Here is a 25,477-nt window from a genome sequence, read left to right as displayed (position 1 = left end):
ATTCCAGAACCCCCAGTCCAGGCACGACCGTTGGGAGGCACGCTCGTGAGCGCCGGTACGAGGAGCGGAAAGGTCGGCAGGTATCTGCGCGGCCTGGTGCCGACGCCCTGGCGGCCGTCGCGCAAACGGCGGGCGGCGTACGCCGCGACGACCGCGGTCGTGCTGGCGGTGTCCGTCGCCCTCACCCTGGACTGCGCACCCGCCGTCCAGGCGCGGGCGCTGACCGGCACGGGCGGCCTGGGCCGCCCCGATCTGCCTCCGCAGCGGACCAGCAAGGTCACCCCGGTCACGACGCTCGGCGCCAAGGCCGCGCGGACGCACGTGGCGGCGGCCAAGAAGGCCGATACCGCGCAGGCCGACCGGGGCGCCGCCCAGCGCAAGGTCAGCTGGCCCGCGGCCGGTTCGGCCTCGGCCACGCTCTCCGGCACCGGGGCGGCCACCGTGAAGGCGGGCGGCCTGCCCGTACGCATCGCCCGCGCCTCGGCCGCGGCGGCCTCGCCGTCCACCGCACGCGTCGGTGTCCGCGCGCTCGGCCAACAGGCCGCCGACGCCGCCGGAGTCAAGGGCACCCTTCTCGCCGTCGACTCCACCGCCACGGGCAGCACCGAAGTGAGCGTGGACTACGGCGCGTTCGCCTCGGCGTACGGCGGCGGCTGGTCCGGCCGGCTGCACCTGGTCCGGCTGCCGGCGTGCGCCCTGACCACCCCCGCCGAGGCCCGGTGCCGGGTGCGGACCCCGCTGGACTCGCACAACGACATCGCGGGCCACTCCGTCGCCGCCACCGTCGACCTCACCGCCGCGGACCCCGGCGCCACGACGTCCACCGCGACATCGGCCGTCACATCCACAGCACCCTCCGCGGCGCCCGCCACCGTCCTCGCCCTCGAAGCGTCCCCGGGCGAATCCGCCTCGGGTGCCGGCGACATCAGCGCGACACCGCTCTCGCCCTCCGCGACCTGGCAGGCGGGCAATTCCTCCGGCTCGTTCGACTGGTCCTACGACCTCGACACCCCGCCGCCCGCCGCCGGGCCCGTCCCCGACCTGACCCTGTCCTACGACTCCGCCGGCATCGACGGCAGGACCGCCTCCACCAACAACCAGTCCACCCAGCTCGGCGAAGGCTTCGACCTCACCTCGTCGTACATCACCCGCTCCTACGGCGTGTGCGACGACGACGGCGTCAAGGACCGCTTCGACCAGTGCTGGAAGTACGACAACGCCTCACTCGTCCTCAACGGCAAATCCACCGAACTCGTCAAGGACGACACCTCCGGCACCTGGCGGCTCAAGGACGACGACGCCTCGTCCGTCACCCACTCGACCGGAGCCGACAACGGCGACCAGGGCGACAGCACCATCGACGGCGCGGGCGAATACTGGACGGTGGTCACCGGCGAAGGCACCACCTACGTCTTCGGCCTGAACAAGCTGCCCGGCGCGGGTACCCAGCGCACCAACTCCGTATGGACCACGCCGGTGTTCGGCGACGACTCCGGCGAACCCGGCTACACCAAGGGCGACGCCTTCGCCGACCGCTCGTACAACCAGGCCTGGCGCTGGAACCTCGACTACGTCGTCGACCCGCACGGCAACGCGATGACGTACTGGTACACGGCCGAGACCAATTACTACGCCAAGAACAACGCCACCACCGGCACTGCTCTCTACACCCGCGGCGGCCACCTCGACACCATCCTCTACGGCCAGCGCTCGGACACCCTGTTCACCGCCGACGCCACGCAGAAAGTCGTCCTCGGCTACGACGAGCGCTGCTTCGCCTCCGACTGCACCACCTTGAACAAGGACTCCGCGCACAACTGGCCCGACGTGCCCTTCGATTCGGTCTGCGCGTCGGGCGCGACCTGTCACGCCGTCAGCCCGTCCTTCTTCACCCGCAAACGGCTGACCAAGGTGGAGACCTTCGTCAGATCCGGCGCCGCCACCTACGCGCCGGTCGACAAGTGGGACTTCACCGAGCAGTTCCTCGACCCGGGCGACATCGGCGACAGCAGCGACCAGACCATGGTGCTCACCGCGCTGCGGCACACCGGGGAGAGCGGCGGCTCGTCCCTGGCGATGGACCCGGTCACCTTCACCTACCGCCAGCTGCCCAACCGGGTGGACGCCACCGACGACATCCTGCCGCTCAACCGCCCGCGCATCGACACGATCACCTCCGAGACCGGCGCGATCACCACCGTCAGCCTCGCCCCCGCCGAGTGCGTACGCGGCTCGAACATGCCCGCCGAGGACAACGACCACAAGCGGTGCTTCCCGCAGTACTGGCACATCAACGGCTCCGAGGACGCCGGGCTCGACTGGTTCCACAAGTATCCGGTGATCGCCGTGCTCACCACCGACCCCACCGGGCACGGCGAGGGCCTGGAGCACTCCTACAGCTACGCCGACCCCGCCTGGCACTACAACGACGACCCGTTCACCCCGGCCGACGAACGCACCTGGTCGCAATTCCGCGGCTACGGGCAGGTCACCGAGGTCAGCGGCGCTGCCGGCACCACACAGTCCAGGACCGTCACCGTCTACATGCAGGGCATGGACGGCGACCGGATCAAGGGCAGTACGAGCACCCGTCCGGCGACGGTCACGGGCGTCGCCCTGCCCGGCCTCACCGTCCCCGGCCTCGCGGACACCGACCGGTACGCCGGCTTCGAGCGTGAACAGGTCACGTACAACGGCGCCGCCCCGGAATCGGTCACCGTCTCCGACCCCTGGTCGCAGCGGACCGCCACGCAGCACAAGTCGTACGCCGACATCGAGGCGTACTACGTACGGACGGCGAAGACCTCCTCGTCCACATACCTGACCGTGCCGGGCACCTGGCGCACCGACATCCAGACCGCAGGCTACGACGGCTACGGCATGCGGATCAGCTCCGACGACACCGGGGACACCGCGGTGTCCGGCGACGAGACCTGCACCCGCACCTGGTACGCGCGCAACGCGGCCGTCGGCATCACCTCGCTGACCTCGCGCATCCGCACGGTCGACAGGCCCTGCTCGGTCGCCGAGACGGCGCTGAATCTGCCCGCCTCGGCGGCCTCCCGCGGCAATGTGCTCTCCGACGTGGCCACCGTCTTCGACAACACCTCGGCCACCGCCTGGTCCCCGTCGCAGGTCCCGACCAAGGGCGAGGCCACCTGGACCGGCCGCGCCGCCGCCTACCCGGCCGGCGCGACCGCCGGGGAACGCCCGCCCACCACCTGGCAGACCACGAGCACCGCGACCTACGACGACACCACCGCGGCCCTCGGCCGGATCATGTCGGCCACCGACGCGGCGGGCAGCACCACCACGACCGCGTACACCCCCGCGGACACCGGGCCGCTGACCAAGGTCACGATCACCAACGCCAAGGGCCAGAAAACCTACAACTACCTCGACCCCGCCCGCGGCCTGCCGCTGAAGGCGTACGACGCCAACAACCGGATCACCGAGAAGACCTACGACGCGCTCGGCCGTGTGACGGCCGCCTGGCTGCCCAACCGCAGCAGGTCAGCGGGACAGACGGCGAACACCGTCTTCGGCTACCACCTCAGCGCCACGCAGCCGTCCTGGACGTCCACCGGCACCCTCAAGGCCGACGGCAGCACGTACAACACCTCGTACACCATCTACGACGCCCTGCAGCGCAGCCTCCAGACGCAGACCCCGACGCCGGCCGGTGGACGGCTGCTGACCGACACCCGGTACGACAGCCGCGGCCTGACCTACGAGACCTTCGACGACATCCACGACGCCACCACCGCGCCCAACGGCACCTACACGCGCGCCGAGTACGGCGAGGCGCCGGCGCAGACCGAGACCGTCTTCGACGGCGCGGAACGCCCGACGACCACCAGCCTGCTCGTCTACGGCGTGCAGAAGCGCTCCGCGACCACCTCCTACACCGGCGACTCGACCGCCACCACCGCGGCGGCCGGCGGCTCCGCGACCCGCACCATCACCGACGCGCTCGGCCGCACCGTCGAGGAACGCCAGTACGCGGGCACCGTACCCACCGACCCCGACTACGGCGGCGGCGTCGGTGTGCCGTACACCTCCACCCGGTACACGTACACGGGCGACGGCAAGCAGGCCACCATCACCGGCCCCGACGGCGCCAAGTGGACCTACGGATACGACCTGTTCGGCCGGCAGACCTCCGCGGCCGACCCGGACAAGGGCACCACGACCACCGGGTACACCGCCGACGACAAGGTCTCCTGGACCAAGGACGCGGCAGGCCGGGTGGTCATCTCCGCCTACGACGTGCTCGGCCGCACCACCGGCTCCTGGCGCGCCCCGGCCAACGCCGACCTGACCTCAACCGCCGAGGAACGGACGCCGGCCAACCAGCTCACCTCGTACGGCTACGACTCCGTGGCCAAGGGACTGGTCGACACCTCCACCCGTTACGTCGGAGGCAGCGGCGCCGGCGGCCTCGCGTACACCCGCAAGGTCACCGCCTACGACAGCCTCGACCGGGCCACCGGCACCGAACTGGACCTGCCCGACAGCGACCCGCTGGTCACCTCGGGCGCGGTCGCCGACACCCTGAAGTTCTCCACCTACTACAACATCGACGGCACCCAGCAGTACGTGAGCACCCCCGCGGCCGGCGGCATGGGTTCGGAGATCGTCTCCACCGGCTACGACAGTGTCGGACTGCCCACCACCCTCAGCGGCAGTACCGGATACGTGCTCGACACCAGCTACTCCGCGACCGGCCAGCCGCTGCTGACCACCCTCGGCACCTCGGCCGCGGCCGAGGTGAAGAAGGCGTACATCACCAACGTCTTCGAGGAGGGCACCCAGCGCCTGCTCGACTCGCACGTCACCGACCAGACGCACCCGTACATGCTGCAGGACCTCCAGTACAGCTACGACGACGCGGGCAACGTCACCGCGATCAAGGACCCGACGACCCTCGGCGGCACCGGAGCCGCGGACAACCAGTGCTTCGCCTACGACGGTTACCAGCGGCTCACCGAATCGTGGACCCCGGCCGACGGCGACTGCGCGACGGCCTCCCGCACGGCCGCGAAGCTCGGCGGCGCCAGCCCGTACTGGACGTCGTACACCTACTCCAGCGGCGGACTGCGCTCCACCGAGACCCGCCACACCACGTCGGGGGACAGCCGCAGGACGTACTGCTACACCGGCAGCCAGCCGCACGCGCTGACCGCGGTGACCGGCGCCGCGAGCTGCACCGGAGTGACCCCGCAGTACGGCTACGACGCCACCGGCAACACCACCGGCCGACCCGACGGCACCGCCGCGCAGACCCTGGCCTGGGACGCCGAGGGCGACCTCGGCTCGGTCTCCGAGCAGCACGGGACGACCACCGACACGACCGGTTACGTCTACGACGCCGACGGCAAGCTGATCATCCGGCGCAACGCGTCCGGCGAGACGGTCCTCTACCTCGACGGCATCACCGAGGTCCACCTCGACAACTCGGATGCCGCGCCGTCCTACTGGGCACAGCGCACCTACTCCGCGGGCGGCGTCCCCGTCGCGGTGAGGACCGGCAAGTCCGGTGGCACCACGCTGAGCTGGATCGCCGGGGACCAGCACGGCACCAGCAGCCTGGCCGTCGACGCCGCCACCCAGGCGGTCACCAAGCGCTACACGACGCCGTTCGGCGCTCCCCGCTCCGGCGGCAGCGGCAACTGGCCGGACGACAAGGGTTTCCTCGGCAAGGCCGCCGATCCGGACACCGGCCTCACCTACATCGGGGCCCGGGCGTACGACCCGGTGACCGGCCGTTTCATCAGCGTCGACCCGGCGCTGGAGACGGACCGTCCGCAGACCCTCAACGGCTACACCTACGCGGCCAACAATCCGGCCACCGACTCCGACCCCACCGGTGAACGCCTCAAGTGCGGCGGCCCCGACGATCCCGCCTGCCCGACCGGCAACGGGGCCAACGGCAACGGCGGTTACACACCGCCGCCCAAGAAGATGAAGTCCTCCAGCACGTCGGGCAAGAGCGGCGACAAGACCACCGCGCACAACATGGCGGTCAGAAAGGCCGTCAGGGAGATCAGGAAGCAACTGCGGGCGATGGGCGTGAAGAAGTACAAGGTCTTCCTGAGCCTGACGGTCCCCGGCGGCGGAAAGAAGAACTGCCTCTACGGAGGCAATCCGACACCGGGACCCAGCTGCGGCAACGGAATTCCGGACATCGCCGTCCAGGACGACAAGACCGGCATCTACTTCATCTGGGAGGTCAAGTCGGCCGGCGAGGCGGACAAGGCGGTCAAGGAGGCCGACTGGTACGTCAAGGCCATGCGGGCCAACGGAGACAGGGCGGTCAAGGGCTGGACCATCGGCGGCCCGTACCGGATGCGCAACGGCGACTACGTCATCGGCCCGGAGGAAGGCTCGGTCATCTACGGCAAGCCGAACGAGCGCAAGTTCAAACGCGTGCTCAGCTCGGCGCCCGCCGCGGCCATGCAGGCGCAGCAGGCGAATCCCGTGCCGACCCCGACACCCGGTCCCGGCCCCGGCTACTACCCGGACATCGCCTACCAGCCCGGCCTCGGCAGCGTGCCGCTCGCCCAGGACGGCGGCAGCCTCATGCCGCTCATCGTGCCGATCGTGATCATCGGCGCGCCACTGGCGGGCGCCGCTGTGGTGGCCGGAGGTGGCGAGGTGGCCGCGGGGGTCACTACGGTGGCCGTCAGCCAGGCCATGTTCGAGCTCGCGGCCTGAGCGGCCGGGCAGCTCGGCGACCCGAAAGGCCGGAGAAGCCGGCAGCGGCACAGAGGACGAGGAACGGAGACCGCGGTGACGGATCTCGGCACACTGATCGGGCGATACGTCCGCCCGGCCGTGAAAGCCGCGGGCCTCGGCGAGAGCGCGGCCGGCTTCCACCTGGAGGGCGGCAACGGGGACCGGGTGATCCTCGCCTTCCAGCCGTACGAATTCGACGAGGGCGAGTCCTTCGAGGTCTTCTTCGTGACCGTGCCCCGCTCGTACTGGGACTGGGTCACGCGCGACGCGCCGGGTTCCGGCGAGCCGGACGCCGGTGGCGCGGTGGCGCGGTGCGACATCGCGCCACCGCCCGGCCTCGGGTTCGTCTTCGACGAGGATGACGACGACGAGGACGACGACGAGGACGATGACGACGGGTGGGAGGACGACGGCGTCGGCGATCCGTACGCCCACCACTGGGCGCTCAGCGATGACGACGACCTCCGGCGGTGCGGCCCCGCCCTCGCCCGCCTGCTCCAGGAGCGCTACATCCCGCTGATGCGGCGGCTGTTGGACCGCGAAGCGCAGTCGGCCGCGGTCCTCGACCCGGACACGGAGGTCGGCCCGCTCAAGGCCCGGGATCTCGTCACGGCCTTTCTCCGGGTCGACGACGCGGGCCCGGCCGAGCTGGAATCCCTGCTGTCCGCCATCGCCCCGGACACCCCGAACCGCACGGCTCTGACCGGCTGGCTCCGGGACCGGGGTTCTAGGACCTGAGCGCCGGGACGGCGGTGGCGTCGAGGAGGGGGTCCTCCTCGACCGGGAGGGCCGCGGCGACGCGGAAGCCGCCGCCGTGGGCCGGACCGGAGTCGAGGGAGCCGCCCGCGGCGGCGAGGCGTTCGGCGAGGCCGCGCAGGCCGGTGCCGGTGCGGGGATGGGGGTCGGCGCCCTCCGGCGGGCAGGGGCCGCGGCCGTTGTCGGTGATCGTGAGGCGGGCGCGGCCGCCGTCGGTGGCCAGCTCGATACGGGCGACCGAGGCGCCGCTGTGCCGGACGACATTGGTGACGCCCTCGCGGACCACCCAGCCGAGCAGCGCCTCGGTCTGCGGCGGCAGCGGGGGACCGGACTCCTGGACGACGACCTCGATGTCGGAGGCGGTCAGCGCCGAGCGCGCCCGGTCCAGTTCGGTGGACAGGCTGCCCTCGCGGTAACCGGTGACGGCCTCGCGGATTTCGGTGAGCGCCTGGCGGCCGACCGCCTCGATGTCGGCGACCTGGGCGAGCGCCGCGTCGATGTCGCGCGGCGCGAGCCTGCGCGCGGCCTCGGACTTCACCACGACCACCGACAGGGTGTGCCCGAGCAGGTCGTGCAGGTCGCGGGAGAACCGCATGCGCTCCTGCGCGACCGCGCTGCGGGCCAGCTCCTGCCGGGTCTCCTTGAGCTGGGTGACGGCATGGAAGAGCGTGATGATCACCGAGACGACCAGGCCCGACAGGAAGGTGCCGTACGCCAGCCCCGCCGTGCCCCAGAAGCCTTCGTGGTGCAGGCTCGCCGTGATCCCGGCGGCGGCGCTCAGCGGTGTCAGCATCATCCCGAGCCGGCGGCGGCTGGGGGCGACCGCGCCCACGCTGAGCGAGACCAGGGTGTACAGCAGCAGGAAATTGCCGCCGTAGCCGATGGCGAGCGCGGCGGCGCAGACGGCCAGCGCGCCCAGCAGCCGGGTCGGGACCGGCCCGCCGCGCCACCGCTCGTGGAACGCCGTACGGACCGTGGACACGTACAGCACGCAGAAAATCCCGAGGCCGGTGGCCGCCAGCCACGGCAGCGCGACCTGGCCCTTGACGACATCGGCGGTCGGGCCGACGGCCATCAGCAGCCAGGGGTAGAGCGCGCCGCCGTCCGGCGCCTTGAGGTGCTCGATCTCCTCGGCGATGTCCTCGGCGGTGTCGCGCCGCCGCCACCAGGCTCTTCGGCACGCCGTGTCCTCGGCGAGGGTCTTGCCCCCGCCGATCTGCTTCGCGTCCACTGTCATGGCGGTCACCGTCCCCGTTCGGTACGCGCTGTACGTCTCCCGCCGGGGGCTCGCCGCCGTGTCGGCCACGCGGCCCGTCACCTGGTGCATCACGCGGTCCTGGCGCCCCTCCGGTAGGAGAGGACAGCGTAACCAGCGAAGACGGCCAGCCATCCGCCGAGTATCGCCACCGTACCCGCGGTGGGCGCGTGCCCGTCCAGTACGCTCCAGCCGAGCCGGCCGAAGCGCTGCGTCGGCGTCCAGCGGGAGACCGCGGCGAGCCAGTGCGGGAAGGCGTCGATCGGCACCCACAGCCCGCCGACCACGGACAGGCCCATCATGCAGGCGGTACTGACCACGCCGGTGGTCTGACCGGTCAGCCCATAGCCGTTGCCGAGGCCCAGCAGCGTGAACGGGACGGTGCCCACCCACAGCAGCAGGACGGTGGCGGCCCACTGCCACAGCGCCAGGTGAACGTCGTTCACCAGCCGTCCGGCGAGCAGGACGGCGCAGATCGCGGGCAGCACCGTCACGCCGGCGGTGAGCGCCCGGCCGATCACCACGCGCAGGGGGCTGAGCGGGGTGACGCGCAGCTGGCGCAGCCAGCCGTGGCCCTTGTCCTCGGCGACTCCGGTGCCGATGCCCATGGAAGCGCCGAGCGCGCCGTACGCTGCCATGCCGATCATGTAATACGCCTGGTAGTCGGCCTTGTCCTTGCTGTCGCCGCCGACGCCGAGGTTCGTGAAGAGCAGATACATCAGGACCGGCATGGCGAAGCCCATGATGATGAAGCCGGGGTCGCGCAGCGCGCGCCGCACTTCGAGCTTGACGTACTCGGTCATCGGACGGGCTCCTTGATGAGGGTTTGTGCGGTGCCGTGGTCATGGGCCGTGCCGTCGTCATCGGTGGCGCCGTGGTCGCCGGTCAGCGTCAGGAAGGCGTCCTCCAGGCTGGCCGGGACCACTTGGAGGCCGCGGATCCGGCCGGCCGCGGCGAGTGCGACGACGGTGGCGTCGGAGTCGCCGGTCCGCAGGACGGCCCGGTCGCCGCGGATCTCCACCCGGGTGACGCCGGGCAGGGCGCGCAGGCCCTGCGACCCGGACCCGGCCAGGTCGAACGACACGAGCGTGCCGCCGACCGCCTGCTTGATCCGCTCGCCGCTGCCGTCCGCGACCGTACGGCCGTGGTCGATCACCAGAATGCGGTCGGCGTTCTCGTCCGCCTCCTCCAGATAGTGCGTGGAGAACAGCACGGTGTTGCCGCGGGCCGCGTAGCCGCGCATCGACCGCCAGAAGGCGCGCCGCGCCTCCACGTCGAGGGCCGCGGTCGGCTCGTCCAGCACGAGCAGCTCGGGATTGCCCGCCACCGCGACGGCGAAGCGCAGCCGCTGAGCCTGGCCGCCGGACAGCCGGTCCACCCGGCGCCCCGCCAACTCCTCGATCCCCGCCAGCGCCAGCGCCTCGGCGACCGGCATCGGCCGCGGATACGTGGACGCCACGAAGCCCACCAACTCCCGCACCGTCGCCCGCGGTATCGGCCGCCCGTCCTGCAGCATCGCCCCGACCCGCCCGGCCCTGACCGCCTCCTGCGGCGCACCGCCGAACAGCCGCACCTCACCCGAATCGGGCCGGTCCAACCCCAGCAACAAGCTGATCGCGGTCGACTTCCCCGCCCCATTGCGCCCGAGCAGCGCCATCGTCTCGCCCCGCGCGATCTCCAGATCGATCCCTGCGACCGCCCGGACCGCACCGAAGGACTTGTGAACGGCCGTGAAGCGTACGGCGTCTGCGGTTTTCTCCATACCCCGACGGTAGGGAGCGGCCCCGCCGCCCCGGCAGAGGTGAATGTCCACGGCCACCGATGACAAATGTCATCGCCTAGTGCCTGGGTGCGGGTACCGGAGCCCCCGGGTGCCGAATCTGGTCCTTGACCTTTGCCACCTGTGGTGGGGAGGACGCCGACGGCGAGGAGGGGCCGGGTCGGGGTGTCCCCGCAGATTTGCGTGCCGACACATGGGTGCCGGATACGGACGAAGGGTGCCGCACGCAGCTCGAGGAGACACCCCGGCCCGGCACCGACCCCCGCACAGGCGGCACCGGAACCCGCCGAATCACCTGCACGGGTGGGCGGGTGGGAAAGGCGTGAGGAGAGGGCTAGTCGTCCGAAGGGCGGCGGTGCTTGCCCTGGGGCGGAGCCTCGGCCTCCTCGGCGGAGGAAGAGGAAGCGGCACCCCGGTGCCGCCCCGCGGCATCCCCGTTCGACCCCTCGTCGTGCGATGAATGAGCGTCGGACATCTTTCTGAATCTCCCCGTGATCCCCGTGAGACAACGAACCGGCCTGCGCCGAAAGGGCGAGTGTACTGACGGACGTGACGCCAGGGTCACGGGGGTCACCCCGCCTTCGCCGCGCCGAGCGGCGCCTGCTGGAGCGGCAGCACCCGGCACGCACGCCGCTTCGGAGTACGTACGCGCGCGGCGCCGGACGAGCCGGCGGAAGAAGGTGACGCGGACGTACCCGAAGAAGAAGGAAGCGCCCCAGCTCCTAAGCGCGGCGCCTCGTACGCCGCCACCCCGCACGGCCACTCCGGCACCGAACACGGCAGCCGCAGCAAATCGTCGGCCCCCCAGAACCCCGCCGCCCCGAGCCACCCGGGCGGCGACGCCCGCCAGTGCGGGCGCCGTTCGCCCGGGCGCCACAGCGCGAGCGACTCCGCCCCGCCGGGCACCTCCGCGCGGAGCGCGACCACGACCGCCTCGGGCTGGAGGATCTGCCCGGGCTGCGCGGCGACGGGCGTGAGCTGCACGCCCGGCACCTGGAGCGCGTCGGGGAAACGTACGGGCCGCCGGCTGCCGAGAACGCCCCAGCCGAGCCGCGCCTCCCCGGTGGCGTCGCTGCGCAGCAGGAGCAGACCGCTGTCGGGCTCGGCGAGCACGAGCCGGTCGTCACTGTCCTCGGTGAGCTGGAGCAGCGGACTGGCCTCGCCGAGGTGCAGGTCGACGGCGACGGCCTTGGTGCGGCCGTCGAGCGTACGGTCGAGGGCGAGCAGCCGCCCCGCCCGGTCGAGCCAGACGCCGCCGGTGCAGCGCCCGGTCACCCGGAGCACGGGCACGGGCCCGTCGTTCCCGGCGCCGCACACCTGCCAGACCGACGTGACCCCGTCCCCCTCACCCTCGCCGTCGGCCCCACCGTCGTCCCCGGCCTCATGGACGAGGGCGAAGGCCGTACCGGCCAAGGGGGACGGGGGAAGAAGCGTTACTGCGTCCCCCCTGAGCGAGCCGATCGGCAGCTCCCCGGTGCCCGGCCCGGTCGGATAGAGCAGGGCCAGATCGTGCCGGTCGGCCACCCGCCGCCGGATCAGTACCCGCCCGTCCGGCAGGGGCACCAGCTGCGTCCCGGCCTCCTCCGGCTGCGCCCCCGGCAGCGGCACCGCGTACGGCTCGGGCCCGGCCAGCGTCCACCGCTCGACGAACCACCCGCTGACCACGCCGCCGCCCGAGTCCGCGCCCCCTTCGCCGGTGTCGCCCTCCCCGGCGACCCCCGCCTCGGCCAGGCACGCCGCGTACGACCCGTCCGCCGCGATCGTGAAACCCGACCGCCGCAGCACGCGGACGGCGGGGGTGATCTCCATGCCATTGCCGCTCATATGACGCATCCACCTCCGGCACAGGACGGTAGTTTTGGGATTTCGGGACGATCAACGCGAGTCGGTGTGGTTCACACGTAAGGGTGCGGGTTTCGGCGTTCCGCTCCGGGCGGAGGGCCGGATGTGCAGGGGCCAATGTGCCCCGCGCGACGCCCGTCCACGGCGGGACCGCGACGACCGTTCCCGGCGGGACCGCGGCGGCCGTCCGCGCTGGAATCCGGTGAGAATCCGGTGGGATGCCGGCGGGACCCGGCGGGATCCGCCGGGCACGAGGGGCCAGGTAACCTTCGTACCGTGCCCACACTGTCCGAAGTCCTCGCCGAACTCGACACCCTCTGGCCCGCCGAGCTGGCCGAGTCGTGGGACGCCGTCGGCCTGGTCTGCGGCGAGCCCGAGGCCGAGGTGTCGCGGGTGCTGTTCGCCGTCGACCCGGTGCGCGAGGTGGTCGAGGAGGCCGTACGGATCGGCGCGGACCTGCTGGTCACGCACCATCCGCTGTATCTGCGCGGGACGACGACGGTGGCGCCGGTCGGCCCGGCCGGATTCAAGGGCCGGGTCGTGCACGACCTGATCGGGAACGGCGTCGCGCTGCTCGTCGCGCACACCAACGCCGACCGCGCCGACCCGGGCGTCTCCGACGCCCTCGCCGAGGCGCTCGGTCTGCGGATCACCGGCCCGCTCGTACCCGATCCGGCCGATCCCGCCGGCCATCGCGGCCTCGGCAGGATCGGCGAGACGGCGGCGCCGCTGACGCTGGCCGAGTTCGCGCGGCGGGCGGCCGAGGCGCTGCCGCGCACCGCGACCGGCCTGCGGATCGCGGGCGACCCGCAGGCCCCGGTGCGTACGGTCGCGGTCTGCGGCGGTTCCGGCGACAGCCTCTTCGCGCAGGTGCGCGCGGCCGGCGTGGACGCGTACGTGACCGCCGACCTGCGCCACCACCCGGCCTCCGAGGCGCAGCAGGCGGGCCCGCCCGCGCTGGTGGACGCCGCGCACTGGGCCACCGAGTGGCCGTGGTGCGAGCAGGCCGCGGCCCAGCTCGACGCGATCTCCGACCGGCACGGCTGGGCGCTGCGCACCCATGTCTCGTACGAGGTCACCGACCCGTGGACCGCACACGCGGCACACACCGTCGCACCGGAGACACCGGAGACACCGGGAAGCCCCGAAGCCGGGAACGCCCCCGGTATCCCTGGCACTCCCGGCACCCCGGACACCACCCCAAGCCCTTCCACCCGTACAGGAGCCCCCCGCTGAACGCCGAGCCCGCCGACCAGATCCGACTTCTCGAAGTCCAGGCCCTCGATTCGCGTATCGCGCAACTCGACCACAAGCGCAAGACCCTGCCCGAGCACGCCGAGCTGGAGCGGCTCGGCGCCGACCTGACGCAGCTCCGCGATCTGCTGGTCGCCGCGCAGACCGAGGAGAGCGACACCGCGCGCGAGCAGACCAAGGCCGAGCAGGACGTCGACCAGGTGCGCCAGCGCGCCGCCCGCGACCAGCAGCGGCTGGACTCCGGCGCGGTCACCTCGCCGAAGGACCTGGAGAACCTGCAGCGCGAGATCGCCTCGCTCGCCAAGCGGCAGGGCGACCTGGAGGACGTCGTCCTCGACGTCATGGAGCGCCGCGAGGCCGCGCAGGAGCGCGCGACCGAGCTGTCCGCGCGCGTGGAGTCCGTGCAGGCCAAGGTCGCCGAGGCCGAGGCCCGCAAGACCGCCGCGCTCGAGGGCATCGACGCCGACGGCTTCACCGCTGCCAAGGAGCGCGAGGTCATCGCCGGGACCGTGCCCGACGACCTGATCAAGCTGTACGACAAGCTGCGTGGCCAGCAGGGCGGGGTCGGCGCGGCGCGGCTCTACCAGAAGCGCTGCGAGGGCTGCCGGCTCGAACTGAACATCACCGAGCTGAACGAGGTCAGGGCCGCCCCCGCCAACAGCGTCGTGCGGTGCGAGAACTGCCGCCGGATCCTGGTGCGTACGGCCGAGTCCGGCCTCTGACGGCCGAGTCCCAGGCTGCCGACGACCGGGTCCGGCCCACGATGACCACCGCCGCGGAAGGTGCGGCGCCCGCGATGGCGGCGCCCACCACCTTCGTGCTGCTCCGGCACGGCGAGACCGCGCTGACGGGGGAGAAGCGTTTCTCCGGGAGCGGCGGCAGCGATCCCTCGCTGTCGGCGGCCGGGCGGGAGCAGGCCGCGCGGGCCGCCGCCGCGCTCGCCGACCGCCCGGACCCGGTGCACGCCGTGGTCAGTTCGCCGCTGGCCCGCTGCCGCGAGACCGCACAGGCCGCGGCCGACCGCCTCGGCATGCCCGTACACCTCGACGAGGGCCTGCGGGAGACGGACTTCGGGGTCTGGGACGGCCTGACCTTCGCCGAAGTACGGGACCGGCAGCCCGCCGCGCTCGACGCCTGGCTCGGCTCGCCCGACGTCCCGCCGCCCGGCGGCGAGAGCTTCACCGAGGTCGCCGCGCGCGTCGCCCGCGCCCGTGACGCGCTGATCGCCGCGCACCCCGGCCGTACGCTGCTGCTGGTCAGTCATGTCACGCCGGTCAAGACGCTGGCCAGGCTGGCGCTGGGGGCGCCGTCCGAGGCGCTGTTCCGGATGCACCTGGACCCGGCGTCGCTGTCGGAGATCGCCTATTACGCGGACGGCAACGCCTCGCTGCGGCTGCTCAACGGCACCGGCCACCTGCGGTGAGGGCCGTCATCGGCCGCGCGTGAGACCGCCGAGCGCCGCCGCCTCGCGGGCCAGCTTCTCCACGGTGTCCCACCGCCGCTCGCGCACCGCGTCGCCGGGGACCATCCATGTCCCGCCGACGCAGCCGACGTTGGGCAGCGCCAGGTATTCGGGCGCGCGGGCCGCGTCGATGCCGCCGGTCGGGCAGAAGCGGGCGCGGGGGAGCGGCGAGGCGAGCGACCGCAGGTACGGGACGCCGCCGGCCGCCTGCGCGGGGAAGAACTTCATGTCCGTGACGCCGCGTTCCAGCAGCCCGAGCACCTCGGAGGCGGTCGAGACACCGGGCAGGAAGGGCAGCCCGGAGCCGCGCATCGCCGTCAGCAGCGTGTCCGTCCAGCCGGGGCTGACCAGGAAACGGGCGCCGGCCGCGACCGAGGCGTCCACCGTCTCCGGCGTCAGCACCGTACCCGCGCCGACCACCGCGCCGGGTACGTCGTCCGCGATCGCCCGGATCGCGGCCGGGGCGGCGGGTGTGCGCAGCGTGATCTCGATGGCGGGCAGCCCGCCCGCGACCAGCGCCCGCGCGAGCGGTACGGCGTCGGCCGCGTCGTCGAGGACGACCACGGGGATCACGGGCGCGAGGTCGAGCACGGAGGTCATGCCCGTCATCCTGCACGGCATGCTTCAGCACACGCAACGCCTGTTGCGCAGGGTGCAACGTGAAGGGGATGCGACCCGGCGTAAGAACGTAAAACGGGGACCGCCCCGGGCCTCAGTGGATCTCGCGCACCAGCACGTCCAGCCGCCCCGCCCCCGGCTGCTCCTCCACCGTGAAGCCGAGCTTGCGCAGCGTCCGCGCCAGCGCCTTCGGGTCCTTCGGGCGCGCGCCGGACTCCAGCAGGGCGCGGACCAGCCGGCCCTTGGTCGCCTTGTTGAAGTGGCTGACCACCGTGCGCTTCTCGACCCCGTCGACCTCGGTCACCTGGAGCACGCGGACCGTCGCCGTACGCCGGGCGACCTCGCCGGCCGGCTTCCAGGCGCCCGCGTACGACGACGAGCGCAGGTCGAGGACGAGGCCGTCGCCCGCGGCCTGCGGCATGACGTCGGTCATCTGCCGCCGCCAGTACGCGGCCAGGCCGCCGACGCCCGGCAGCTTCACGCCCATCGAGCAGCGGTAGGCGGGGATGCGGTCGCCGAGGCGTACCGCGCCCCACAGCCCGGAGAACACCAGCAGCGACTCCTCCGCGCGGCGCCGCGCGGCCCGGCCGAGGGTCGCCAGGCCCAGCGCGTCGTAGAGCACACCGGTGTACAGCTCGGCGGCGGGCATCGCGGGCGCCGTGCGCAGCGCCGCGTCCTTGGCGACCTCGCCGCGCAGCCCGGGGCTGAGCCCCAGCACCTCGGCGGCCTTCTCCTCGTCGCCCGAGCACAGTTCGACCAACTCGTCGAGGACGGTGGCCCGCGCCCGCGTCAGCTCCGGCAGCGACAGCGAGTCCAGCGCGACCGGGGCGCCCGTACCCCCGGTGGCCTTGCCCTCGGACGGCGGCAGCAGGACGAGCACGGCATCTCCTTCGTACGTACGGTGGTGCGGGCCCGCCCCTGGTGTGCGGTGGGCCCGCACCAGAGTAGGACCTGATCGGGGCCGGCCCGCGCGTCACCGTACGCCCTGAGCGCACGCACCTGTCCGGCCGTGCCCCACCGGACAGGTCCGCGAGGCCGCCGTACGCTCGCGGTATGCCCCGCCGACTCCTGCACGTCCCGGCCGCCGACGGCACGGCGCTGCGCACCGCGCTGGCCGCGCTGCGCACCACCCTCGAGGTGCCGGAGGGCTTCCCGCCCGCCGTGCTCGCCGAGGCGCGGGCGGCCGCCGCGGCGCCCCGGCTGCCGGAGACGGACGCCACCGACCTGCCGCTGTTCACCGTCGACCCGCCGGGCTCCGTCGATCTCGACCAGGCCATGCACCTGGAGCGTCGGCCCGGCGGCGGCTACCGCGTGCACTACGCCATCGCCGACGTCGCCGCCTTCGTGACGCCCGGCGGCGCGCTGGACACCGAGGCGCACCGCCGCGTCACCACGCTCTACTTCCCCGACGAGCGGGTCCCGCTGCACCCGGTGGAGCTGAGCGAGGGCGCCGCGAGCCTGCTGCCGGACCAGGTCAGGCCCGCGCTGCTGTGGCGGCTCGACCTCGACGCGGACGGCGCGACGACCGCGACCGACGTCCGCAGGGCGCTGGTCCGCAGCCGCGCCCGGCTCGACTACGCCGGCGTCCAGCACGCCATCGACGCCGGTACGGCCGAGGAGCCGGTCGCGCTGCTGAAGGAGATCGGCGGGCTGCGCGAGGCGATGGAAGTGGCGCGCGGCGGCATCTCGTTGAACGTGCCCGAGCAGGAGATCGCCGGGCACGGCGGCGACTACGTCCTGGAGTACCGGGCGCCGCTGCCCGCCGACGGCTGGAACGCGCAGATCTCGCTGCTGACGGGGATGGCCGCCGCCGATCTGATGCTCGGCGGCGGGAACGGCCCGGCCGCGGTCGGCGTGCTCCGTACGCTGCCGACCGCGCCCGACGGCTCGGTCGCCCGGCTGCGGCGGGTCGCGCGGGCGCTGGGCGTCGACTGGCCGGACGGCACCTCGTACGCCACCGTCATCCGCTCCCTCGACCCGCGGCGCACGCACCACGCCGCCTTCCTCCAGGAGTGCACGACGCTGCTGCGCGGCGCGGGCTACACCGTCTTCGGGCCCGGGGCGGGCCCGCTCCCCGAGCACACCACGCACGCGGCCGTCGCCGCCCCGTACACCCACTGCACCGCGCCGCTGCGCCGCCTCGTGGACCGCTACGCGGGCGAGATCTGCCTCGCCGTCGCGGCCGGTACGGAGCCGCCCGGCTGGGTGCTGGAAGCGCTGCCCACCCTCCCCAAGGAGATGAACGAGGGCACCCAGCGGGCCAACCGCGTCGAGCGCGGATGCGTGGACCTCATCGAGTCCGTCCTGCTCGAGGACCGGGTCGGCGAGGTCTTCGACGCCTATGTGGTCGACGTGAAGGAGGGCGACCCGGGCTCGGGCACCATCCACCTGGACGACCCCGCCGTCGTCGCCCGGATCGCCTCCGCGCCCGGCGCCCCGCCCCTCCCGCTCGGCCGCCGGCTGCGCGTCCGCCTCACCGCCGCCGACCCCGGCACCGCCCAGGTGCTGTTCGCCCCGGCCTGATCCACGGGCCCCGCTCCCAGCCAGTACCATGGTCCACACGGCAGACGAGCCGAGCGGGCGGCCGCGTGAATCCCCTCCGGGGGCTTCCCGAGGAACGTCCGGACTCCACAGGGCAGGGTGGTGGCTAACGGCCACCCGGGGTGACCCGCGGGACAGTGCCACAGAAAACAGACCGCCGGGGATCTCGGTCCCCGGTAAGGGTGAAACGGTGGTGTAAGAGACCACCAGCGTCCAGGGTGACCTGGACGGCTAGGTAAACCCCACCCGGAGCAAGGTCAAAAGGAACACCAGGCTTGGTGCTCTGCGCGGACGTTCGAGGGCTGCCCGCCCGAGTCCGCGGGTAGACCGCACGAGGCCGGCGGCAACGCCGGTCCTAGATGGATGGCCGTCTCCCGGCCGGCCGCGAGGCCGCCCGGCGACAAAATCCGGCGTACAGCTCGACTCGTCTGCCGCCCCCACCATGACGGGTCCCGGGCGTCACTCCCGATGCCCGGCGGAATCCTGACCCGCGCCCGCACCCACTGACGCCAGGGCGCCCCCGGGCCGGAGGCCCGCGAGCTTGGCCGGGTTGACCTGGAAACGCAGCGCGCGGATACGGCCGTCGAGGAGGTCGAAGGTGAGAGCGCCGACCGGCTGCCCGCCGAGATCGGCGAGAATCCCCAGCTCGCCGTTGATGGGCGCGGTGCGCATGGACAGACCGGCCAGCTCCGGCTTGGCGAGGAAGCCGAGCATCCACCGGGCGACATGGTCGGTGCCGTGCAGGGGGCGGCGCGCGGCCGTGACCTTGCCGCCGCCGTCGGACCAGGCGGTCACATCGGGGGCGAGGAGTTCCAGCACGGCGTTGAGGTCGCCGCCCGCGCAGGCACGCAGGAAACGGTCGGTGATCCGGCGGCGCTCGGCGTCGTCCGTGTCGTAGCGGGGCGTACGGGCGCGGACGTGGTCGCGGGCACGGTGCGCGGTCTGCCGGACGGTCGCCTCCGGGCGGTCGACGGCCTCGCCGATCTCGGCGTACGTGAAGCCGAAGACCTCGCGGAGCAGGAAGACGGCGCGCTCGACCGGGCTCAGCGTCTCCAGGACGACGAGGATCGCGGTGGAGACGGCGTCGGCGACCTCGGCGTCCGAGGCGATGTCCGGCGCGGTGAGCAGGGGTTCGGGCAGCCAGGGGCCGACATACGTCTCGCGGGTGGCGCGCGCCGACGTGAGGCGGTTCAGCGAGAGATTGGTGACGGTGCGCACCAGATACGCCTTGGGGTGGCGGACGGCGCCGCGGTCGGCGGCGCTCCACTTCAGCCAGGTGTCCTGGAGCACGTCCTCCGCGTCGGTGACCGTGCCGAGCATCCGGTAGGCGGTGGCGAACAGCAGCCTGCGGTGTTCGAGGTACGGGTCCTGTCCCGCGCGCGCGTCCGTCATCGGCTCATGCTCCCAGCGCCGCGCCGCCCGCGGCAACGCACCGGCCGGCGCGCGGCGCGCCGCAGGGACGGCCGACGCCGCGCCCGTCATACGGCCGGCCTGCGGGTGGCACGGCCGCCCTTGAAGAAGTTGGCGGAGACATTCATGCGCCGGCTCAGCCGGTACACGACCAGCGGGCTGCCGCTGACCAGCTCCTTGTACGCGACCGCCGCGCGGCCGGTGAGATACGCCCGGCGCGGGGTGTCGTCGGCCCTGGTGAACTGGATGACCGCGTCCCGGCGGCCGAGACTGACCGGCTGGTGGACGTAACCGAAGCGGAACGGCCTGACCGGCTTGCCGCGCAGCAGCCGCACGATCGTGTCGGCGGCCTGCTGGGCGGTGGGCACCCCGCTCTGGCAGGTGCCGTGGATCTCGCCCCAGGCCATCCGGACGGCCGCGGCGTCACCGATCGCCAGCACCTCGGGGTGGGACACCGACCGCAGCGCCGCGTCGACGACGATCCGGCCGCGCGCGTCGGTGGCGAACCCGGCGTCGGCGGCCAGCGGCGGTACGGTCACGCCGGCCGTCCACAGGCAGGCGTCGGAGCGTACGGTGCGGCCGTCGGCCAGTTCGACGGCCCCGGGCAGCACCTTGGCGACCCGGCTGCCGCTCTCCACGGTGACGCCGAGCCGGTCGAGCGCGCGGCGCACGTACGCCCTGGCCCCGGCGCCCATCATGCCGCCGGGTTCGTCAGAGCTGATCAGCGTGACGCGCAGACCGGGCCGGCTCTCGGCGATCTCGGTGGCCGCCTCGATGCCGGTCAGGCCGCCGCCGCAGACGGTCACCGCACCGCCGGACGCGGCGAGTTCGGCGGTCCGGGCGGCGAACCGCCCGGCGGAACCGGGGCTGTCGAGGGTGAACGCGTGCGCGTCCGCGCCGGGCACCGCCCCGGTGTCGGCGGCGCTGCCCAGCGCGTGGACGAGCGTCTCGTAGCGCAGCTCGTGGTCCGGCGGCGCGGCGCCGTCGACCGTGACGCGGCGCGCGGCGGGGTCGATCGCGGTGGCGGTGCCCTCGACGAAGGTGATGCCGGTGCCGGCGAGCAGGTCCCGGATCTTGTGGTGGGCCAGTTCCTGCCCGGCGGCGATCCGGTGCGAGCGCAGCCGTTCCACGAACCGGCCCGACGGGTTGACCAGCGTGATCCGTACTCCGTCGCGGCGGGTCCTGTGCGCCAGCCGCAGGGCGGTGTACATGCCGGTGTAGCCGGCGCCGAGTACGACGACGCGGTGGCCGTCCGGCCTCGCGTTCGTGGCGTTCATGGCGTTCCCCTCGTTCGGTACCGGCCCCGTGCCGGTGACGACCATGGGACAAACGACCACCGCCGTACGTGACAGGCCGCCGCTGCGACCCGGGTCACAGCGGCGGCCCCGGCGCCGGCGGTCCGTCAGCAGTCCCGCAGCTCCGGTGACTGGTTGAGCAGCTGGGACCGGACGGAGGTGAAGTCGCGGAAGGCGGCGGACCGCGCGTCGGCCGGGCGGAAGACGGCCACGCGGTGGCAGTTCTGGAAGGCGAGCCGGACGTCGAAGTGGCGTTCCAGGCTGCCGCGGATGGCGTCGCTGGACAGGGCGCGCAGCAGCTGGCCGCGCTCGGCCTCGGTGGCCGGCGGCTCGGTGTTGTCGGCGAAGGGGGCAGAACCGGCGGCGAGTGCCGTGGTGAGACCGGCGATCATGTCGTACGCGTACGGCAGCGAGAGCCGGACGGTGTCGACGAAGGCGGCCTCGTCGACCTCCCCGGCCTCGGCCTGGGCGAGCAGTTCGGGGGAGACGTCGAGGGACATGGGCAAGCTCCGTTCGTAGCGGGTGTGCGGGGTCGCGGGGAGGGTGACGCGGTACGTGCGCGGGACGCCGTCAGTGCGCCGCGGTGTCCGCGAGCAGCGCCGCCGGGCCGTGCCGGAATCCGGGGTCGACCTGCGCGGCGAGATCCTGGCCGGTGGCCCGGTTGGCCCAGGCGGCGGCGTTCTTGAGGTGGAAGGCGACGGCCTGGTCCTGGTAGGTGCCCCAGTCCTTGGCGCGGCTCTCGACGGCGGCGCGCATCCGGTCGAGCGCGCCGAGATTGCCGGGTTCGAGTCGCCCCAACGGCGCGTGCCTGCCCTGCTCCTGGGCGCGGACGTACGGGGACTGCTCCAGGCAGACCAGCAGGTCGTCGCCGACGTGCTCGCGCAGGAAGGCCACGTCGTCGGGACCGGTGATCTTGTTGCCGACGACGGCCAGCGCGACACCGTACTCGGCCGCGTAGTCGCGGTACTGCCGGTAGACCGACACGCCCTTGCGGGTCGGCTCGGCGACCACGAAGGTCTGGTCGAAGCGGGTGAACAGACCGGAGGCGAAGGCGTCGGCGCCCGCCGTCATGTCGACGACGACATGCTCGTCCGGGCCGTCGACCAGGTGGTTGAGGTACAGCTCCACCGCGCCGACCTTGGAGTGGTAGCAGGCGACGCCGAGGTCCTCCTCGGCGAAGGCGCCGGTGGCCAGCAGCAGGACGCCGGACACCTCGCGGGCCATCTCGCTGTGCAGCGGATCGGGGCCGCCGGGCCGCAGCAGCCGTGAACCGCGGCCGGGCGGCGTGGTCTTGACCATGGCGGCGGCGGACGCGATCAGCGGATTGGTGCCGCGCAAATACTCCTTGATCCCGTCGAGCCGGCCGCCGAGCGCTGGCAGCCGCGCGGCCGTGTCCTCGTCCAGGCCGAGGGCGACGCCGAGGTGCTGGTTGATGTCGGCGTCCACCGCGACGACGGTGCCGCCGGCGGCGGCCAGATGGCGGGAGAAGAGTGCGGACAGGGTGGTCTTGCCACTGCCGCCCTTGCCCACGAAAGCGGTCTTCACAACCGGAACGTCCTTAGATGGAAATGAGTTTCAGTACGGATAAGACTTCAGGGCCGCCGACGCCCTGTCAAATCGCCTCACCCGTAAGGCCGTCCGGTATGAAGAGCGACGGCCGTCCGGCATGCGTGGACGGCCGTCCGGCACGAAAAAACGGCGCGGCCCGCGTCGCGAGGACGCGCGCCACACCGTGGCGCCGGGAGGCCGCCGAGGACGTGCCGGGACGGGTGGTCAGCCGGCGTGCACACCCTGCCCGGCGTCCGCGCGGGCGACCTGCGCGGGGAAACCGGGGCGGCCGGACAGCTCGGTGGTGCAGAAGGCGCAGCGGACCGCGGCGGTCGGGACGGTGCTCAGGCAGTCGGGGCAGTCGGTCTTGGCCACCGGCTCGTCCTTGACCGGGTTGAAGCGGGACTGGAGCTTGCTCACCGGCAGCACCACGGCGAAGTAGATGACGGCGGCGACCAGCAGGAAGCTGATCAGCGCGTTCAGGAAGGCGCCGTAGGGGAAGGTGGTGTCCGCGACGGTGAACGCCTGCTTGCTGAAGTCGCCGACCGCGCCGGTCGCGACACCGATCAGCGGGGTGAGGAAGGCGGTGACGAATCCGGTGACGACGGCGGTGAACGCCGCGCCGATGACAATGCCGACCGCGAGGTCGACCACATTGCCGCGCAGCAGGAAGCTGCGGAAACCCTTGAACACCGGATGCTCCAGTCGTGGAAGTGGCGAAAAGCCGTGAGGGGTGGGGTGGATGCCGTGAATGTGACGACTCGCCATGCTGCCGACCGGCCGTCCTCGCGGTCCATTTCGGTCACCGGTTCCGGTGAAAACTCCTACCGGTGGCGGCCGGGTCGCCTCCGTCGGGGTGAAGACCGGGGTGAATGCCGGAGCGAGCATCGAAGCGAACACCGGGGTGAACATCGGGGTGAACGGCCGCTGGCGCAAAGCCCTCCGGGTAACTAAGGTAAGCCTTACCTAAGTCTCTGGAGGGTTGTGTGAGCATCCTCAAGTCCGCCGTCCGCTGCGAGCCCGAGCCCGCCGAGCGGGTCCGCAGCGTCCTCGCCGCCGCGAATTCCCTCAGCGTCACGACCGCGGGAGCGTGCGAGGAGATCATGACCGGAGCCTCCGTGACCGTCGACGGCGCGCTCGGTCTGCGGGTCCCCGCCGACTGCCACATCGTCGGCGAGACGCTGTGCGCACCCGGCCGTCAGACGCCGGTCGTCCTGGAGTGGACGGATGTCGCGCCGGTCCCGGTCCGCGGCCGGGTCCGCGCCCGGGTACGGATCACCGCGCGGCTGCACGCGCCGGATTCCGGTCAGCGGGACGGCACCCTGGCGCTGCGCGCCGACGTCCGGCAGATCGCCGTCGCGACCGACGAACGCGGCGCCGTCCTCGTCGAGCCCGCCGCGCTGCTCGCGGCCCGCCCCGATCCGCTCGCCACCGCCGAGGCGCGGCTGCTGCTGCACCTGGTCGCCGACCACCGGGGCCATGTCGAGGCGCTGTCCCACCTGTTGGAGACCCGCCACTTGCTCGGCGTCACCCGCATCACCCCGCTGGCGCTGGACCGCTACGGCATCGTGCTGCGCCTGGACTACTTCCGTCGCAGCCGCGACGTGCGGCTGCCGTTCGCCCGTCCGCTGTCCGGCTCCGACGAACTCGGCCACCGGCTGCACGAGTTGCTCGCCCACGCGGGCCGCCACCGCAAACCGGCCTGACGCCGGACGCGATGGCGGCCGTCATGATTCGGCGGGGCTCCCGTCGGGTGACCGGGAGGACTCCCGTCAGGTGACCGGAAGGGCCGTCCACTTCTGAGCGTTGGTGCCGTTGCAGTTCCACAGCCGCAACTGGGTGTTGTCCACGGTCGAGGAGTTGGGGTCGTCCAGGCAGCGGCCGGACTGCGGATTGCGGTAACCGCCGTTGTACGGCTCCCACACCTGCGCGCCGGTGCCGTTGCAGTCGTAGAGCTGGATCAGGGTGCCCTCGGCGGTGCCGCCGCCGGCGGCGTCCACGCACTTGCCGTAGATGCGCAGGGTGTTGCCGGACGTGCGGGTCCACCACTGGGCGTTGGTGTTGTTGCAGCCGCGCAGTTCGATGGGCGTGCCGTTGTCGGTCCTGGCGTGGCCGTCGTTGAGGCACTTGCCCGCGATGCCGGAGCGCACCACACCGCTGGGACCGGGCGCGCCGATCCAGCCCGCCGTGTCGGCGGCCACGAGCGCGGTGTGGAAGGCGTCTGCCATCTTCTGGTAGCCGCTGTCCTTGGGGTGCAGGGCGTCCGAGAGGTCGGCGGTGGTCAGCGCACTCATGTCCACGTAACGGACGTGCTTGCCCGCGGCCTGCTCGGCCTGGACGATCGCGGGCACCTGCTGGTTGAAGGCCGGGCGGTACGGCTCCTCGACCGCGTTGGTCGACACGATCAGCGAGGCGAGCAGGACGGTGACGCCCGGCACGTCGGCGGTGATCCGGTCGACCAGCGCGTGCAGCCGGTCGGGGGCGGTGGCCACCTGGTAGTTCTGATTGAGGTCGTTGGTGCCGATCATCAGCGTGACGACATTGGGCCGGTAGGTGCGCAGCACCGAGTCGGCGATGCCCGCGATCTGGTCGATGCGCCAGCCGCGGTGGCCCTCGTTGTCCGGGTCCGTCATGCTGCCGCTCTGCATACTGCCGACGAGGTCCAACGTATGGCCCTCGGCGGTGAGTTCGTCCCGCAGCGGGACCCGGTAGCCGTTGCCGAGGCTGCTGCCGACGCCCCAGGTGATCGAGTCGCCCATCGGCATCAGGCGTAACGCGGTGGATGCGGCGGCGGCCGGTGCGGGGGTCGCGGATCCCGCCGCCGCGGCGGTCGGCGCGAGCGCGCCGACCGCCCCCAGGGCGGCGACGGCCAGCGCCGCCGCCCCGGTGAGGAGTCTCTTCATGTCACTGCCCAGCTTTCCGTGTCGGTCCACAGGTGGGATGCGGGGTGCCCGGGGGGAGCCGGGCGGTGGGCGGCG

18 protein-coding genes, 1 other RNA gene and 1 pseudogene are annotated in these 25,477 nt (G+C 72.8%); 8 read left to right on the top strand and 12 right to left on the bottom strand.

Annotated features, from left to right (window positions below):
• Window positions 1-45: 45 nt before the first annotated feature.
• On the top strand, window positions 46-6,717 hold the full coding sequence (locus BM076_RS14245; RefSeq protein ID WP_245796046.1) for an RHS repeat-associated core domain-containing protein: 6,672 nt from the start codon (window positions 46-48) through the stop codon (window positions 6,715-6,717).
• Between the two features lie 75 nt (window positions 6,718-6,792).
• Window positions 6,793-7,476: a hypothetical protein gene (locus tag BM076_RS14240; RefSeq protein WP_093713860.1), complete on the top strand. Its 684-nt coding sequence runs from the start codon at window positions 6,793-6,795 to the stop codon at window positions 7,474-7,476.
• On the opposite strand, the gene BM076_RS14235 is transcribed toward BM076_RS14240, so the two are convergent.
• The 4 genes from BM076_RS14235 to BM076_RS14220 form a co-directional block, all read right to left on the bottom strand.
• Window positions 7,466-8,731, bottom strand: a complete 1,266-nt coding sequence (locus BM076_RS14235) for a sensor histidine kinase (RefSeq protein ID WP_093713997.1) — start codon at window positions 8,729-8,731, stop codon at window positions 7,466-7,468. The two genes, BM076_RS14240 and BM076_RS14235, sit on opposite strands and share 11 nt — an antisense overlap.
• Window positions 8,732-8,820: 89 nt before the next feature.
• A complete protein-coding gene (locus tag BM076_RS14230) occupies window positions 8,821-9,552 on the bottom strand; it encodes an ABC transporter permease (protein WP_093713859.1) in 732 nt (243 codons plus the stop codon).
• Complete coding sequence (locus tag BM076_RS14225) at window positions 9,549-10,511, bottom strand: ABC transporter ATP-binding protein (RefSeq protein WP_093713858.1); 963 nt, start codon at window positions 10,509-10,511, stop codon at window positions 9,549-9,551. The genes BM076_RS14230 and BM076_RS14225 overlap by 4 nt, the downstream gene beginning before the upstream one ends.
• A 588-nt stretch (window positions 10,512-11,099) precedes the next feature.
• The gene (locus BM076_RS14220; protein ID WP_093713857.1) at window positions 11,100-12,353 is read right to left on the bottom strand and encodes a hypothetical protein; all 1,254 of its coding nucleotides are present in this window, start codon (window positions 12,351-12,353) and stop codon (window positions 11,100-11,102) included.
• Between the two features lie 294 nt (window positions 12,354-12,647).
• On the opposite strand from BM076_RS14220, the gene BM076_RS14215 reads away from it, so the two are divergent.
• The 3 genes and pseudogenes from BM076_RS14215 to BM076_RS14205 form a co-directional block, all read left to right on the top strand.
• Window positions 12,648-13,607 carry a Nif3-like dinuclear metal center hexameric protein gene (locus BM076_RS14215; protein WP_093713856.1) on the top strand — a complete coding sequence of 320 codons (960 nt, stop codon included), beginning with the start codon at window positions 12,648-12,650 and terminating at the stop codon, window positions 13,605-13,607.
• Window positions 13,604-14,347, top strand: a complete 744-nt coding sequence (locus BM076_RS14210) for a zinc ribbon domain-containing protein (protein WP_093713996.1) — start codon at window positions 13,604-13,606, stop codon at window positions 14,345-14,347. The genes BM076_RS14215 and BM076_RS14210 overlap by 4 nt, the downstream gene beginning before the upstream one ends.
• A 77-nt stretch (window positions 14,348-14,424) precedes the next feature.
• Window positions 14,425-15,048: pseudogene (locus BM076_RS14205) on the top strand (histidine phosphatase family protein); the annotation flags it as partial.
• 6 nt (window positions 15,049-15,054) lie between these two features.
• Here the strand turns inward: BM076_RS14205 and eda are convergent.
• Both eda and yaaA read right to left on the bottom strand, forming a co-directional pair.
• Entirely contained in the window at window positions 15,055-15,687 is a 633-nt protein-coding gene (gene eda, locus BM076_RS14200; protein WP_093713854.1) for a bifunctional 4-hydroxy-2-oxoglutarate aldolase/2-dehydro-3-deoxy-phosphogluconate aldolase, read from the bottom strand.
• A gap of 112 nt (window positions 15,688-15,799) precedes the next feature.
• A complete protein-coding gene (gene yaaA / locus BM076_RS14195) occupies window positions 15,800-16,585 on the bottom strand; it encodes a peroxide stress protein YaaA (protein ID WP_093713853.1) in 786 nt (261 codons plus the stop codon).
• Between the two features lie 173 nt (window positions 16,586-16,758).
• On the opposite strand from yaaA, the gene BM076_RS14190 reads away from it, so the two are divergent.
• The gene (locus tag BM076_RS14190; protein WP_093713852.1) at window positions 16,759-18,228 is read left to right on the top strand and encodes an RNB domain-containing ribonuclease; all 1,470 of its coding nucleotides are present in this window, start codon (window positions 16,759-16,761) and stop codon (window positions 18,226-18,228) included.
• 45 nt (window positions 18,229-18,273) lie between these two features.
• Window positions 18,274-18,677: RNase P RNA component class A (gene rnpB / locus BM076_RS14185), an RNA gene on the top strand.
• Between the two features lie 28 nt (window positions 18,678-18,705).
• On the opposite strand, the gene BM076_RS14180 is transcribed toward rnpB, so the two are convergent.
• The 5 genes from BM076_RS14180 to mscL form a co-directional block, all read right to left on the bottom strand.
• Window positions 18,706-19,638 (bottom strand): RNA polymerase sigma-70 factor, encoded by a 933-nt coding sequence (locus BM076_RS14180; protein WP_093713851.1) that lies wholly within the window; start codon window positions 19,636-19,638, stop codon window positions 18,706-18,708.
• Between the two features lie 86 nt (window positions 19,639-19,724).
• Window positions 19,725-20,933, bottom strand: a complete 1,209-nt coding sequence (locus BM076_RS14175) for an NAD(P)/FAD-dependent oxidoreductase (protein ID WP_093713995.1) — start codon at window positions 20,931-20,933, stop codon at window positions 19,725-19,727.
• A 125-nt stretch (window positions 20,934-21,058) separates the two neighbouring features.
• Window positions 21,059-21,451, bottom strand: a complete 393-nt coding sequence (locus tag BM076_RS14170; protein ID WP_093713850.1) for an SCO5389 family protein — start codon at window positions 21,449-21,451, stop codon at window positions 21,059-21,061.
• A gap of 70 nt (window positions 21,452-21,521) precedes the next feature.
• Window positions 21,522-22,496, bottom strand: coding sequence for an ATP-binding protein (locus BM076_RS14165; RefSeq protein WP_177246441.1), 975 nt, complete (start codon window positions 22,494-22,496; stop codon window positions 21,522-21,524).
• A gap of 228 nt (window positions 22,497-22,724) precedes the next feature.
• A complete protein-coding gene (mscL, locus tag BM076_RS14160; RefSeq protein WP_093713849.1) occupies window positions 22,725-23,192 on the bottom strand; it encodes a large conductance mechanosensitive channel protein MscL in 468 nt (155 codons plus the stop codon).
• A gap of 293 nt (window positions 23,193-23,485) precedes the next feature.
• Here mscL and BM076_RS14155 point away from each other — a divergent pair, with 293 nt between their 5' ends.
• Complete coding sequence (locus BM076_RS14155) at window positions 23,486-24,205, top strand: DUF2470 domain-containing protein (protein WP_093713848.1); 720 nt, start codon at window positions 23,486-23,488, stop codon at window positions 24,203-24,205.
• A 66-nt stretch (window positions 24,206-24,271) separates the two neighbouring features.
• On the opposite strand, the gene BM076_RS14150 is transcribed toward BM076_RS14155, so the two are convergent.
• Complete coding sequence (locus tag BM076_RS14150; RefSeq protein ID WP_093713847.1) at window positions 24,272-25,402, bottom strand: SGNH/GDSL hydrolase family protein; 1,131 nt, start codon at window positions 25,400-25,402, stop codon at window positions 24,272-24,274.
• Between the last annotated feature and the right edge of the window lie 75 nt (window positions 25,403-25,477).

The organism is Actinacidiphila alni (assembly GCF_900112845.1).
GTDB lineage: Bacteria > Actinomycetota > Actinomycetes > Streptomycetales > Streptomycetaceae > Actinacidiphila > Actinacidiphila alni.
This window is presented reverse-complemented; position numbering and strand designations above follow the sequence as displayed.

Bases quoted from the DNA above. Each gene is read 5' to 3' on its own strand.
- BM076_RS14235 (WP_093713997.1), bottom strand. From the start codon at position 8,731: ATGACAGTGGACGCGAAGCAGATCGGCGGGGGCAAGACCCTCGCCGAG.
- BM076_RS14230 (WP_093713859.1), bottom strand. From the start codon at position 9,552: ATGACCGAGTACGTCAAGCTCGAAGTGCGGCGCGCGCTGCGCGACCCC.
- BM076_RS14225 (WP_093713858.1), bottom strand. From the start codon at position 10,511: ATGGAGAAAACCGCAGACGCCGTACGCTTCACGGCCGTTCACAAGTCC.
- BM076_RS14220 (WP_093713857.1), bottom strand. From the start codon at position 12,353: ATGAGCGGCAATGGCATGGAGATCACCCCCGCCGTCCGCGTGCTGCGG.
- eda (WP_093713854.1), bottom strand. From the start codon at position 15,687: ATGACCTCCGTGCTCGACCTCGCGCCCGTGATCCCCGTGGTCGTCCTC.
- BM076_RS14190 (WP_093713852.1), top strand. From the start codon at position 16,759: ATGCCCCGCCGACTCCTGCACGTCCCGGCCGCCGACGGCACGGCGCTG.
- BM076_RS14180 (WP_093713851.1), bottom strand. From the start codon at position 19,638: ATGACGGACGCGCGCGCGGGACAGGACCCGTACCTCGAACACCGCAGG.
- BM076_RS14175 (WP_093713995.1), bottom strand. From the start codon at position 20,933: ATGAACGCCACGAACGCGAGGCCGGACGGCCACCGCGTCGTCGTACTC.
- BM076_RS14170 (WP_093713850.1), bottom strand. From the start codon at position 21,451: ATGTCCCTCGACGTCTCCCCCGAACTGCTCGCCCAGGCCGAGGCCGGG.
- BM076_RS14150 (WP_093713847.1), bottom strand. From the start codon at position 25,402: ATGAAGAGACTCCTCACCGGGGCGGCGGCGCTGGCCGTCGCCGCCCTG.